This is a genomic window from Streptomyces sp. NPDC050422 (genome assembly GCF_044458665.1).
Taxonomy (GTDB): domain Bacteria; phylum Actinomycetota; class Actinomycetes; order Streptomycetales; family Streptomycetaceae; genus Streptomyces.
Map to the genome: position 1 here is coordinate 147,233 of NZ_JBITIE010000006.1, position 13,475 is coordinate 160,707.

Annotated in this window: 8 protein-coding genes and 1 pseudogene; 5 read left to right on the top strand and 4 right to left on the bottom strand. The window is 71.9% G+C overall.

The features are described from left to right. Nucleotides 1–46: 46 nt before the first annotated feature. Nucleotides 47–184: pseudogene (locus ACIBJG_RS10545) on the bottom strand (VOC family protein); the annotation flags it as partial. A 328-nt stretch (nt 185–512) separates the two neighbouring features. Here ACIBJG_RS10545 and ACIBJG_RS10550 point away from each other — a divergent pair. Then, nucleotides 513–2,723, top strand: coding sequence for a HelD family protein (locus ACIBJG_RS10550; protein WP_399307205.1), 2,211 nt, complete (start codon nt 513–515; stop codon nt 2,721–2,723). A gap of 55 nt (nt 2,724–2,778) precedes the next feature. Here ACIBJG_RS10550 and ACIBJG_RS10555 read toward each other — a convergent pair whose 3' ends face one another. Continuing rightward, nucleotides 2,779–3,327, bottom strand: a complete 549-nt coding sequence (locus ACIBJG_RS10555; RefSeq protein WP_399306625.1) for an FABP family protein — start codon at nt 3,325–3,327, stop codon at nt 2,779–2,781. 120 nt (nt 3,328–3,447) lie between these two features. Continuing rightward, on the bottom strand, nt 3,448–5,679 hold the full coding sequence (gene katG / locus ACIBJG_RS10560; protein WP_399306628.1) for a catalase/peroxidase HPI: 2,232 nt from the start codon (nt 5,677–5,679) through the stop codon (nt 3,448–3,450). 162 nt (nt 5,680–5,841) lie between these two features. Here katG and ACIBJG_RS10565 point away from each other — a divergent pair, with 162 nt between their 5' ends. From ACIBJG_RS10565 to ACIBJG_RS10580, 4 genes are all read left to right on the top strand, one after another. Next, a complete protein-coding gene (locus ACIBJG_RS10565) occupies nt 5,842–6,258 on the top strand; it encodes a Fur family transcriptional regulator (RefSeq protein ID WP_399306631.1) in 417 nt (138 codons plus the stop codon). 67 nt (nt 6,259–6,325) lie between these two features. Next, the gene (locus ACIBJG_RS10570; RefSeq protein ID WP_399306634.1) at nt 6,326–8,383 is read left to right on the top strand and encodes a DUF4139 domain-containing protein; all 2,058 of its coding nucleotides are present in this window, start codon (nt 6,326–6,328) and stop codon (nt 8,381–8,383) included. A gap of 8 nt (nt 8,384–8,391) precedes the next feature. Beyond that, the gene (locus ACIBJG_RS10575; protein ID WP_399306637.1) at nt 8,392–9,960 is read left to right on the top strand and encodes a mucoidy inhibitor MuiA family protein; all 1,569 of its coding nucleotides are present in this window, start codon (nt 8,392–8,394) and stop codon (nt 9,958–9,960) included. A gap of 707 nt (nt 9,961–10,667) precedes the next feature. Continuing rightward, a complete protein-coding gene (locus ACIBJG_RS10580) occupies nt 10,668–10,955 on the top strand; it encodes a hypothetical protein (protein ID WP_399306639.1) in 288 nt (95 codons plus the stop codon). Nucleotides 10,956–11,035: 80 nt separating this feature from the next. Here the strand turns inward: ACIBJG_RS10580 and ACIBJG_RS10585 are convergent, their stop codons facing one another. Beyond that, on the bottom strand, nt 11,036–13,264 hold the full coding sequence (locus ACIBJG_RS10585) for a serine/threonine-protein kinase (protein WP_399306642.1): 2,229 nt from the start codon (nt 13,262–13,264) through the stop codon (nt 11,036–11,038). Nucleotides 13,265–13,475 lie beyond the last annotated feature (211 nt).

Consider the following 13,475-nt stretch of genomic DNA (forward strand, 5'->3'; position numbering starts at 1 on the left):
AGAAGTACGGCGCCAGGCCGCGGGAGGACGACGGAAGACGCCGGGCCTACGACGCCACGGACGTCACTTCGTCGCCCCCGTACGGGCGCGTGATGATCTCCATACCGTGACCCGAAGGCTCAATGAAATACAGCCCGCGACCGCCGTCATGGCGATTGATCCCGCCCGGCTGTTCGAGGTGCGGGGCGCTCGCCGAACTGGTGGGCCGGGAAGCCGTGTCGTTCCCCGGCGGGCACAACGGCAACACCACGCACCCCCGCGCGTACGCGGCACGGCTTCACGACGTGACCACCGGGGCGTGACCCCGAGGACCGGATCCCGGCCCCGGAACCAGCACCGATTCGCAGTCGGCCCGCGATACAAGAAATCCCCGGTCCGCAATTGCGGACCGGGGATTTTCCCGAGTATATTGAGCGCTTCTGTGTGCCCACAGAAAAGGCCCCACACGGGGGGCCACTAAGAAGCACCTTATCCGCCAGGGAGCAATGTTGTCAACTCGGGAAAGCGCCGAATTGCAGAAGGAGCAGGAATTCATCGACCGGCTCTACGACCGTGTCGACGCCCTGCGCGGGGTCGCCGCCGAGCACCTCGACGACGCGCTGACGCCGGTCGGGACCGGGCTGCAGGCCCGTCTCGAACGCGATGTGCTCGTCGCCGAGCGCTCGGGACTGCTGGCCGCGCTGAACGCCGTGGACGGCTCTCTGTGTTTCGGACGGATCGATCTCTCCGACGGCGCCGCGCACCATATCGGCCGCATCGGAATCCGTGAGGACGACACCGCGCACACGCCTCTCCTGATCGACTGGCGTGCGCCGGTCGCCCGCCCCTTTTATCTCGCCACCGGTCACACACCCATGGGGCTGCGGCGGCGCAGGCACCTCACCACCGAGGGCCGCACCGTCACCGAGCTGCACGACGAGATCCTCGACGTCGGGGACCGTCAGCGCACCGGATTCGAGGACCCGAGCGGCGATACCGTGCTGCTCGCCGCCGTGAACTCCGCCCGCACCGGTCGCATGGGCGACATCGTGCGGACCATCCAGGCGGAACAGGATCGCATCATCCGTGCCCCGCACCGCGGTGTGCTCGTCGTCGAGGGTGGCCCCGGCACCGGTAAGACCGCGGTGGCGCTGCACCGGGCGGCGTTCCTGCTGTACGAGCACCGTGAGCTGCTCGCCAAGCGCGCCGTCCTGATCGTGGGCCCCAACCCCGCCTTCCTGAGCTATATCGGCGAGGTACTGCCGTCACTCGGCGAGACCGGAGTGCTGCTCGCCACGCAGGCCGAACTGTTCCCCGGCGTCCACGCCGACGGCGTGGACGCCCCACGCGCCGCCGCGGCCAAGGGCGGTGAGCCGATGGCGGAGGCGCTCGCCATGGCCGTACGCGACCGGCAACTGCTGCCCGAACCCGGTGCGCCCCTGATCATCGCGCACGACGACGGGGACCTGGTCCTCGACTGGGAAATCGCCTACGAGGCCCGGCAGTCGGCCCGCGACACCCTGCTCCCCCACAACCTCGCCCGCCCGCACTTCGCGTTCCGGATCATCGACGCCCTCACCGCGCAGCTCACGGAGCGCATCGGTGCCGATCCGTACGGCGGTCCCAACTTCCTGGGCCCCGACGACATCGCCCAGCTCGGCAAGGCGGTCGCCGTCAGCGGGGCGGTGCACAGCGCCATCGACGAGCTGTGGCCGCCGCTCACGCCGGAGGCCTTCCTCACCGGCTACCTGGCCGACCCCGTGTACGTACCGGCCGAGGACGCCGAGGCGATCAGGCGTGCGCCCGGCGGCGCGCGGTGGACCCCTGCCGACGTACCGCTGCTCGACGAGGTGGCGGAGCTCCTCGGGGCCGACGACAGCGCCGAACGGGCGGCCGCCGAGGCCGAGCGCCAGGAGCGGATCGCGTACGCGCAGGGTGTACTGGAGCTGTCGAGAGGCTCGGAGTCGTTCGAATTCGAGGACGAGGAGTCCGAGGTCCTGGCCGCCCACGACATCATCGACGCGGAGCGGATGGCGGAGCGGCAGGAGGAGGCCGATCACCGCAGTGCGGCCGAGCGCGCCGCCGCCGACCGCACCTGGGCGTTCGGGCACATCATCGTCGATGAGGCGCAGGAGCTGTCGCCCATGGCGTGGCGGCTGCTGATGCGCCGCTCGCCGACCCGCTCGATGACACTGGTCGGCGACCCCGCGCAGACCTCGGAGGAGGCCGGTGTCGGCTCGTGGGACGAGATCCTGAAGCCGTACGTCGGTGACCGGTTCGCGCACGTCGCACTCAAGGTCAACTACCGCACGCCGGCCGAGATCATGGAGCTGGCGGCCAGGGTGCTGCGCGCCGGCGATCCCTCCTTCGAACCGCCCGCCTCGGTGCGGTCCACCGGCGAGGCCCCGTGGCTGCGCGAGGCCGGGGACGACCTGGCGGGCGCGGTGGCGCGGGCGGTCCTGGAGCTGTCGCCCGGGGAGGGACGCCTCGCGGTGATCGCGCCCAGGGCGCTGCACGAGGAGATCGCCGCCGCGGTGGAAGGTGTGACGGCCGGTGCCGAGCCCGACCTGACCCACCCGGTGGTCCTGCTCGACCCGCGACAGGCGAAGGGGCTCGAGTTCGACCATGTGCTGGTCGTGGAGCCCGCCCGGTTCGGGACCAGCGACCTGTACGTGGCCCTGACCCGGGCCACGCAACGCCTGGGCATCATCCACCGCGAGGCACTGCCGGAAGCGCTGCGCTGAGTCCCGCGCCGCACCGGTCCCGTCCGCCCGGAGCCCTACGGGCGCCGGGCAGCCCTCAGTCCCGGCTTCCGCGGCGGAGCTGCGCCGCGAGGTGGTGCTGAAGCCGGTGGCCGACCGCCGCGAGGTCGTGGACGAAGTCGAGCGTGCCGTCGTCCGCCAGGGTGTAGCGACGGCGGCTGGCCTCGACGCCCTTGGCGGTGGGGGTGAGGGCGACCTGATGGGTGGTGAGGTCGACAGCTCCGCCGGCCGCGCGGCCGGTCAGGATCTCCGCGATGCCGGTGGGCTGGGTGATCAGTGCCTCCACCCGGCCGTCGGGCTGCATCCGCCACCAGCCGCTCTCCCGTGCCGCAGGCCGCAGGGGCAGCCCGTCCGCGTCCAGCAGCCAGGCGCGTGCCTCGTAGTGGAGGAAGGGCCGCCCGTCATGGCTGAAGGTGACCTCCTGCGCGTACACGAAGTCCTCGGCGAGTGTCGGGTACCCGCCGCGGCCCCGGCCCGTCCAGGTACCCAGGTACCCGGTCAGCGGTTCCAGCAGCGGGTGCGGCGCGGGGGCTTCGTCCGGCCGGAAGGCATCGGGGTACGGGGATGTCCGTGCGGGGTCGAACATGGGGTGCGCTCCTGGGTCGGGTCCGGTGCCGGTTGGCAGCCTAAGGGCTGTCCCGCCGGGGTGCCGTCCCGCGACACAGGTCCGGGCCGGCCCCTGCGAGAGGCCGGCCCGGACCCGCGCTCAGACGAGGTCGAACCGGTCCAGGTTCATGACCTTGTCCCACGCGGCGACGAAATCGTTCACGAACTTCTCCTTCGCGTCGTCGCTCGCGTAGACCTCCGCGACCGCGCGCAGCTCGGAGTTCGAGCCGAAGACCAGGTCGGCGCGGCTGCCGGTCCACCGGACCGCACCCGTGGCGGCGTCGCGGCCCTCGAACGTGCTCGCGTCCTCGGACGTGGCCTTCCACGTCGTGCCCAGGTCGAGCAGGTTGACGAAGAAGTCGTTGGTCAGGGACCCGGGTGTCTCGGTGAGGACACCGAGCGAGGACTGCTGGTAGTTGGCGCCCAGAACACGCAGGCCGCCGACGAGGACCGTCAGCTCGGGGGCGCTGAGGGTCAGCAGGTTCGCGCGGTCGAGCAGCAGGTACTCGGCGGGCAGCCGGCTGCCCTTGCCGCGGTAGTTGCGGAATCCGTCGGAGGACGGCTCCAGCTCGACGAACGACTCCTCATCGGTCTGCTCCTGCGAGGCATCGACGCGGCCCGGGGTGAAGGGGACCTCGATCTCGAAGCCGGCGTCCTCGGCGGCCTTCTCGACGGCTGCGGCGCCGGCGAGCACGATGAGGTCGGCGAGCGAGACCTGCTTTCCGCCCTGCTGGCCGGAGTTGAAGGACTCCTGGATCCCCTGGAGGGTGCGCAGCACCGCTGCCAGCCGGTCCGGGTCGTTGACCTCCCAGCTGTTCTGCGGTTCGAGACGGATGCGTGCGCCGTTGGCGCCGCCTCGCTTGTCGCTGCCGCGGAAGGACGAGGCGGACGCCCAGGCGGTGGAGACGAGTTCGGACACCGACAGGTCCGAGGTGAGGATCCGCGCCTTGAGGGAGGCGATGTCCCCCGCGTCAACGAGTTCGTACGTCCGGGCGGGCAGCGGGTCCTGCCACACCAGGACCTCCTCCGGGACCTCCGGGCCGAGGTAGCGGACGACCGGGCCCATGTCGCGGTGGGTCAGCTTGAACCACGCGCGGGCGAAGGCGTCGGCGAACTGGTCGGGGTTCTGGTGGAAGCGCCGCGAGATCTCCTCGTACGCCGGGTCGAGGCGGAGCGAGAGGTCGGTCGTCAGCATCGTCGGCGCGTGGGTCTTCGACGGGTCGTGCGCGTCGGGGACCGTACCCTCACCGGCGCCGTCCTTCGGCCGCCACTGGTGGGCGCCGGCCGGGCTCTTGAAGAGCTCCCACTCGTAGCCGAACAGGATGTCGAAGAAGCTGTTGTCCCACGTGGTCGGGGTGTCCGTCCAGATGCCCTCGAGACCGCTGGTGATCGTGTCGGCGCCCTTGCCGGTGCCGTGCGTGCTGCGCCAGCCGAGGCCCAGCTGCTCCATCGGGGCGGCCTCGGGGTCGTCGCCCACGCTGTCCGCGGGGCCCGCACCGTGGGTCTTGCCGAAGGTGTGACCGCCCGCGATGAGGGCGACCGTCTCCTCGTCGTTCATCGCCATGCGGCGGAACGTCTCGCGGATGTCGCGGGCCGCGGCGATCGGGTCCGGAGTGCCGTTGGGGCCCTCGGGGTTGACGTAGATGAGGCCCATCTGCACCGCACCGAGGGGGTTCTCGAGCTCCCGGTCACCGGTGTAGCGCTCGTCGCCCAGCCAGGTGGTCTCGGGGCCCCAGTAGACGTCCTCGTCCGGCTCCCACACGTCCGCGCGGCCGCCGCCGAAGCCGAAGGTGTCGAGGCCCATCGTCTCCAGGGCGACGTTGCCGGTGAGCACGATGAGGTCGGCCCACGAGAGGTTCTTGCCGTACTTCTTCTTGACCGGCCAGAGCAGTCGGCGGGCCTTGTCGAGGCTCGCGTTGTCCGGCCAGCTGTTGAGCGGCGCGAAGCGCTGCTGCCCGGCTCCGGCGCCGCCGCGACCGTCGCTGATCCGGTAGGTGCCGGCGCTGTGCCACGCCATCCGGACCATGAACGGGCCGTAGTTGCCGAAGTCGGCGGGCCACCAGTCCTGCGACGTCGTCAGTACCTCGGCGATGTCCCGCTTCACCGCGGGGAGATCGAGGCTCTTGAAGGCCTCGGCGTAGTCGAACTCCTCACCGAGCGGATTGGCCACGGCGGGGTTCTTGGCGAGGATCTTCAGGTTGAGCCGCTCCGGCCACCACTGGCGGTTCCCGCCGCCCTGGGTCGGGTGCGGCGCGCGACCGTGCGCGACCGGGCACCCGCCGGCGTCCTCCGCCTTCGGGTCGGTGACGATCGCGTCGTGGTTCTCAGTCATGGAAATCCTTCCGGACGGGGCGGATCACGGTGCTGAGGAACTATGTCCTGTCCCTTGGCTGTCGACCGGAACCGATCCTACGATGGACATAGTCCAAGTCAATACGAACGACAGGCGCGTACGGATCCATTCGTCGGACAACGCACAGATGGGCTGGTGGGCATGAGTGACCTGCTGCAACGGCTTCGGGCACGTGGCTGGCGAATGACTGCTCAACGCAGGGTGGTCGCCGAGGTACTGGCCGGTGAACACGTCCACTTCACCGCGGACGAGGTACTCGCACGCGCCACTTCCCGGCTGCCGGAGATATCCCGTGCCACCGTCTACAACACCCTCGGTGAACTCGTCTCGCTCGGCGAGGTGATCGAGGTGGCCACCGACGGCCGCGCCAAGCGCTACGACCCGAACGCCCACCACCCCCACCAGCACCTGGTGTGTTCCGGCTGCGGCGCCATCCGGGACGTCCACCCGTCCGGCGACCTCCTGGCGGAGCTGCCGGAGTCCGAACGGTTCGGCTTCACCGTCTCCGAGGCCGAGGTGACGTACCGGGGTCGGTGCCCGGACTGCGGACCCGTCTGACCGACGCGTACGCGCGACCGTCCCGGCGTAGGCTTCACCCACCATGAACGCGGCGGGGGCGGAGCGCATGAGGGCTGAGTCGGTACAGCGGTGGGGGTCGACCCTCGATTCCGTCGTGGTGTACGCGCAGGGCGCGCTGTGCACCCGGCTGGCCCGGGGCGGTGTGCCCTCCGACGGCCGGGTACGGGTGACGGGACTGCCCCGCTCCATGGACCCGGGATCGCTCCGGGTCCAGGTCCTGGGAGCGCCCGGGGTACGTGTCACCGAGGCCCGGGTGGAAGTCGAGGCCGAGCTGCCCGGCACGGATGTGCTGGACACGTTGCGGAGCGAGTACGAGCGGCTGAGCGACGCGCTCGCCGCGGCGCAGGGGCGCCGGGACCGGCAGCTGAGCCTGATCGAGGAGGTCAGGGCCCTCCATCCGGTGCCGCCCGCCCGCAAGCGCGACGACCCGCACCGCCGCACCCCGGCCGACGCGTGGCTGGAACTCGCCGACTTCGTCGACGAGCGGCTGACGGGACTGCATACCCGTCTCGTCGAGCTGGAGGAGGCGCTGCGCAGCGTCGAGCACGAGCTCTCGGTCGTCACGGACCGGATGGAGCGTGCCTCTACCGACGCGCCGTCAGCACATGTGGAGACGACGGTCTGCGCGGTCCTGACGCTCGTCGGCACCGGTGACACCGTCGGCGCCGAGGTGGAACTGGAGTACGGGGTGCCGGGCGCCGTCTGGGTTCCCGCGTACCGCCTCACTCACCGTCAGGGCGACGGCGGTGGACGTCTGGTGCTGCGTGCGTCGGTCGCCCAGCGGACCGGCGAGGACTGGACCGGTGTACGCATCGCCCTGGCCACCGCCGATCTGCGGCGCCGCACCGGTATGCCGAGGCTCCGTTCGGTCCGGATCGGCCGCAGCCAGCCCGCCCCCGCACCCTCCGGCTGGCGCGAGCCCCCGGCCGGGCTCGTCGGCCTGTTCTCCGGATACGACGCGGCAGGCCCTGCGCCGGCCAGGGCGTCCTCGCCCGCGGCCGCCGGGAGCGCCGGCTTCTTCGTGGGTTCCATGAGTGACGAACCCGCCTCCGGTCCCGTTCCGGCGCCTGCGCCGCAGGGTTACGGCGGTCCGCCGCCCCCGCCGGCCTTCGGCGGCCAGGTGCCGGCACCCGCGCCGCCGACCGGGGCGCGACCGCGCGGCAGGACGCGTTCCGGCGGTGGGCCCCTCGCGGGCGCCCCTGCCGCGGCGGCGCCCCCGGCTCCTGGCATGGCCCCGCCGCCGCCCCCTCCCCCACCGGTGGAGGGCCCGCCCAAGCCGACCGACGCCGAACTCGACTACGCCGCCCTTACGCTCGCCGGCCCGGGCGAGGAGGGTGCTCGCAGGGGCCGGCTGTTCCCCGGCTCCGGCTTCGACCCGGTGGCCGCCGAGTACCGCCGCCGTGCCGAAGTGGCGGCCGCGCTGCCGTTGCCCGGAAATGCCGTGCGTCCCCGTGAGTCGGCGGGTTCCTTCGACCACCGCTTCGATGCCGCCGCGCGCGCCGACATTCCGTCGGACGGCACCTGGCACACCGTCACCGTCGGCGAGATCCCGGTCGGCCTGCGCACCGAGTACCTCTGCGTGCCGTCCGTGGAACAGGTCGTGTACGCCACGCTGGTGCTCTCCAACGCGACCGAACAGGCGCTGCTGGCCGGCCCGGTGGAGGTCACCGTCGACGACGAGTTCCTCCTGACCACCGCGCTGCCCACACTGGCGCCCGGTGGTGTCCGCCGGGTGGGGCTCGGTCCCGCCGAGGGCATCCGCGTGACCCGCCGTACGAACCTGCACGAGTCCACCTCGGGCCTGCGCAACAACACCACCGTGCTCGACCACCGCGTCCACGTGGAGCTGGCCAACCGGCTGTCGGGGTCCGTCACCGTGGAGGTCCGTGAGCGGGTCCCGGTCACCTCGGAGCCCGACGTCAGGATCGAGGAACGGGCCGACTGGACGGCGCCCGATGAAACTGCGGGCCCCGATCGGCACGCTCCGGGTACCCGGATCTGGCGACTGGACCTTCCGGCAGGCGGCACGGCCGCTCTCGACGGCGGTTACGAGATCCGCATCCCGGCCGGCAAGGCCCTGGCCGACGGCAACCGCAGGAGCTGACACACCCCATGTCCACGGAAACCATGCCGAGGCCGATCGCCCTGCCGGTCACCGCCGTCACCTGCCTGGAGGACCGCGCCCACGTCGAGCGCGCGGTAGTGCTCGACCTGGAGGCGGGGGTCCAGCGGCTGCGTCTCGGGCCGGTCAGTGCGCTGGCCGTCGACCGGACCCTCCACGCCGTGCTGAGCGCTGACCACCCCGCGACGGTGCTCGACATGCGGATCGTCCGCACGTGGACGCCGCGCGAGCCGCTTCCCTCCGCGGAGGACGACTCCGCCCTGCGCCGTCGGGCGCACGCCCTCGGGGAGGAGCAGCAGGCGCTGGAACTACGCCGCGACCGGCTGCATGCCCGCCTCGACCTGCTCGGCCGCCTCGCCGGCGATCTGCTGCGGGAGATCGGCGAAGGCGCCGGCTCCGGAGAGACGGAACGGTCGCGCTGGTCCCGCGAGCTGGACCGGGTCGACACCGAACGGGACGCTCACGCCGAGCAGTTGCGTACCGTGCAGCACCGGCTGACCCGTCTGGCCGCCGAACTCATGGACGTACAGCGGGCACTGAGCCTGTCGGAGGAGGAACCGGCCGAACTGCTCGGGTACATCGAGCTGACCGTGAGGACCGCCGTGGCCGGGCCCGTCGGGCTGCGCCTGAGCCATCTCACCCCGTGTGCGCTGTGGCGGCCCGCCTACCGGGCCGTGTTGGACGGGGAAGCCCTGACGCTGGAGACCGATGCGGTGGTCTGGCAGCGCACCGGGGAGGACTGGTCCGGCGTACGGCTGACCTTGTCGACGGCCCGCTCGGCGATGGCCACCGAGCCACCACGGCTGGACGAGGACCGGCTGACGCTCAGGGACCGCTCCGCGGCGGAGCGCCGCACGGTCGACGTCGAGCTGCGCGAGGAGGAGATCGGCTCCCTCGGACCGGCCACGGTGGTCGGCCTGCCCGGGGTGGACGACGGCGGCAAGGCCCGGGTGCTGAGGTCCCCCGCACCGGTCTCGGTCCCCGGTGACGGCCTCGCTCACCGGGTGCCGCTCTCGGCGTTCACCACGGCGGCAGGGAGCGAGTACGCCTGCTCGCCGGAGTTGTCCCCCCTGGTCACCCAGGTCGTGCGGTTCGACAACCTGTCCGGCCACGCGCTGCTCGCCGGGCCCGTGGACCTCATCCGGGGCAGCGGGTTCAGCGGCCGCGGCACGCTGGACTTCACCGCCCCGGGCTCCCCCGCCGAGCTGGCCTTCGGCAGCCGCGACGACTACCGGGTGGTCCGGCACGCGGAGGAGTCCCGCGATTCCTCGGGACTCACCCAGCGCACCGTGGTCACCCGTACGGTCCGGCTGCACCTGTCCCGGTTCTCCGCCCCCGGTGAGCACGACGACACAGTGGTAGCCCTTCGGGAACGCGTCCCCGTCTCCGAGGTCTCGGCGGTGACCGTACGCCTGCACAAGGACGCGTGCTCCCCGGCGCCCGACCTGGTCGATGCCGAGGGAATCGCCCGCTGGGACGTCACCCTCCCGCCGGGCGGCCGACGCACAGTCACCTTCGTCTACGAGCTGTCGGCGAGCGCCAAGGTCAGCGGCCTCTGAACCGGCCGGTCGCCGCACCCTCGTTCCGCGACGGCCGACGGCAAGGCCGTCGCTGACTACAAGCGCCGGGCGATCGCCTCGTCCTTCGTGCTGACCGCACGCGACGGCCGCTGGTCCGGCCGTGGCGCCGCCGACGGCAAGGGACAACATCGTCATGCACCTCACCACCCCCGCCCGTACCTCCCTGCGCATCCCGCCCGGCACCGACGCCCCAGTGCCTCACCCACGCACCCGACGAGAGCGTCGTTTCCACCGAGATCGAGCACATGGCCCACGTCGAGGCCCTCTTCCTCCTCCACTACGCGGCCACTGGCGGTCAATGACCGGAGATCCTCGCGTGGCCCCCCTCCTGGCCTGAAGCGGGGGCCCAGCGGTAGGTGGCGTCGGGCTCGTTCTCCTCGTTGCGGCTGCCGTGATTCCGCAGCCGCACGAGCCGGTTGTAGGTCCGAACGATCCACACACGCCCACGACGACCAGAACCGCAACAATCGCACCCACGATGACACCCACGGCGTCGCCCCCAGAGGCCGTAAAAGATCCGCCCCCTGGCCAATGGGCGTGATCATATTCCGACCGTCAAGGCCCGCACCGGCCGGGGAGTGATAGCCCTCTGGGTCCACGGTCCGACGTCCTCGCGCCCACCGTTGGCACGGCCCCGCTGCCCCGGCACCGGTTGCCTGCGGCAACTCGCGTGAGATCATCCGTCCATGAGCAGCGACCTGGAAGTGAGCGCTCTGGCGATCAACATCACAATCCCGCAGGAGCTCCGCTGGACGGACACGCGACGCGGTGAAGCGTTCACCCTGACCACACTCAACGTCCGGCTTCTCCCGGACGGCCGTCTCGCCGCAAAGGCGTACGGCCGTCCGGTCAGTGGTGGCCGGGGCGCATATGTGTCCTTCCCCGTCCCGGACAGGCCCGAGCTGGCGGCTCTGGTCGCAAGCGCCGCCGACCGTGCCGGCGAGCTGTGGGCCGCCCATCGCGGTCTCGGCTGAGGGCAGTTGAGTCGAAGCGCAGGACAGACACCTCGTCGCGGGGCGGCGACATGGGGCCGCGCCGTCCGGTGGTGCCCGGGTCAGCCTGCCTTCGGCGGCTTCTGCGTGTCGAAGGCGAAGAGAGTGTTGTCGGCCGCGGCCACGATCACCGCACGCCCCGCGACGGTCACGCGTGCGCTCGCGCCCTGCTCACCCGTCAGGCCGTCGGCCTGCGGATCGGTGGTCCACAGGAGTTTGCCGTTGCCCGGAGCCAGCGCGACCACCCGGCCGGTGGCCGAGCTGAAGTACAGCGCGTCGGTGCCCGCCACCGGGCCCGACGCACCCTCCACGCTCGTCTGGCGGGCCCACTTCTTCCGGCCGGTCGCGGGGTCGAGCGCCGTGACGAGGCCGGTCTGCCCGCTCACGTAGAGCGTGCCGCCCGCCATGCCGGGCGTCCCCGCATACGTTTTGGCCAGCCGGGAGTACGTGACCTTCCGCGAGACGGGGTCGACTCGCGCCACCCCGTCGTAGCCGACCCACGCCGCTCCCTCCGTGCGCTCCTGAAGGAGTACGAGCCCGCCGTTGGCGACGCCCATCGGCACGGCGGGGCCGTCGAGCGCGATGGGCCCGCCCAGTTCCCCCGAGGCGCGGTCGAGCGGGTAGAGGGTGGGGTGGCGCACCTCTGAGGCGTCCACCTCCGCGTTCGCCGCGCACATCGCGAAGAGCTGAGGGCCCGCCGGAACGGGAGCGCACTGGGTGTCCGCGGGGAACGAGGTCCGCCAGGCGACGTCACCGCTGTGCGCGTCCCGGGCCTCGAAACCGGAGTTGGAGGCGTCGACCGTCACGACGGCGGAGCCGACCACAAGGGCGTCCTGGGACCGTCCCGTGACGGCCTGCGACTGGGCGCCGGACGGCACGGACCACAACTCCCGGCCAGTGTCCGCGTCAACGGCCACCACTTCGCTGGGAGGGTCCTGCGGGGCGTCCTCGGCGGCGAAGCGGTAACCGAGCACCGTGTCGTCGGTGGCGCCCACCAGGTGCATGCCCTGGACGGGGATTCCCGGGGCGTTCACCGTCCACCCCCGCGAGCCGTCAAGGGTGCTGATACGGGTCGCGACAACACCGCCGCCCCCGCAGAAAAGCGCGTCGCCGTGCGCGATGCAGCGCAGCTCGTCGGGGACGTCCTCGCGACCGCCCGGCACGGTCTTGTGCCAGGGCCGGAAGCCTGCCGGAATTGTCGCACCCGCTGCCGCGACGCCGGTGTTCTTGTCACCGTCGCTGTTCTCCCCGAAGCCGCCCGCATTGAGTGCGGCCACTCCCCCGCCGATCGCTGCGACCGCGACCGCGGCCGCGAGCACGGAGCGCCATCGGCGAGGCACACGGGCGCCGATGGAGGTTCCGGTGCCCCCTGTACCGGCACCGGCCGGGGTGACGGTCCGGGGGGCCGGCGTAGCGAGGTGATGCTGGGTGATCATGTCGCGGGTACGGCCCGCGCTCATCCTGTTCGCTTCGGACCCGCCCAGGTCGGCCGGCAGGTCCCGTAGCAGCACGAGGAGTTCGTTTGCCGAGGGACGCCCCCCGGGCTCCTTGTCCAGGCACGACTCGACGACCGCGCGCAGGGCCGTCGGAACAGCATCCAGTGACGGCTCCTCGTGCACCACCTGGTACGCCGTCATGTAGGGACTGTCCGCGTCGAAGGGCCCGTGGCCCGTCGCCGCGTACACGAGCAGTGTCCCCAGCGAGAAGACATCGGACCCCGGACCCACACCACGCGGCGCCTGCAACTGCTCGGGCGACATGAACGGCGGCGTACCGATGACGCGCCCCGTCATCGTCAGCGTCTGCTGGTCCGCGGCGCGCGAGATGCCGAAGTCGATGACGCGCGGGCCCTCGGGCGAGAGCACGACGTTCGAGGGTTTCAGATCGCGGTGGACGACCCCCACGCGGTGGATGTCGCGCAGCGCCTCCGCCAGCCCGATGGCGAGCCTCCTCAGCTCCGCTCCGTTCAGCGGGCCCTTCGCGGCGATGTGCTGGGCGAGCGTGTGCCCCTCGATGTACGTCGTCGCCATCCATGGGTGCTCGGCCTCGGGCGCAGCGTCGACCACGGCGGCGGTGAACGCGCCGCTCACCCGCCTCGCCGCCGCCACCTCCTGCCGGAAGCGGATGCGGAACTCGTCGTCCCCCGCGAACTGCTGGTGGATCAGTTTGATCGCGACAGGTCGCCCCGAGCTCGTACGGGCCAGGAAGACCGTGCCCATGCCACCCGAACCGAGCCGCGCCTCAAGCGGATAGCCGCCGATTTCGGCTGGATCACCTGCGCGCAGCGACACTCTTCCCGACCTTCCGTTCCCCGTGCACCCTCTGCCGCCACGGGCCCGCGTATCTGTCCTGCACACAAACTAGCCGCAGGGCAGTGCGGCAGAGAAAAGCGGGGTGGCCAGGGCGCCCCCGGGCGGCACCCGGGAGCGGCTCGCGGGCCGCCGGCCGGGCCACCCTGATCAGGAGATCCTGCCTGGGGCCCCGTCTGGACTCCCCCACCAG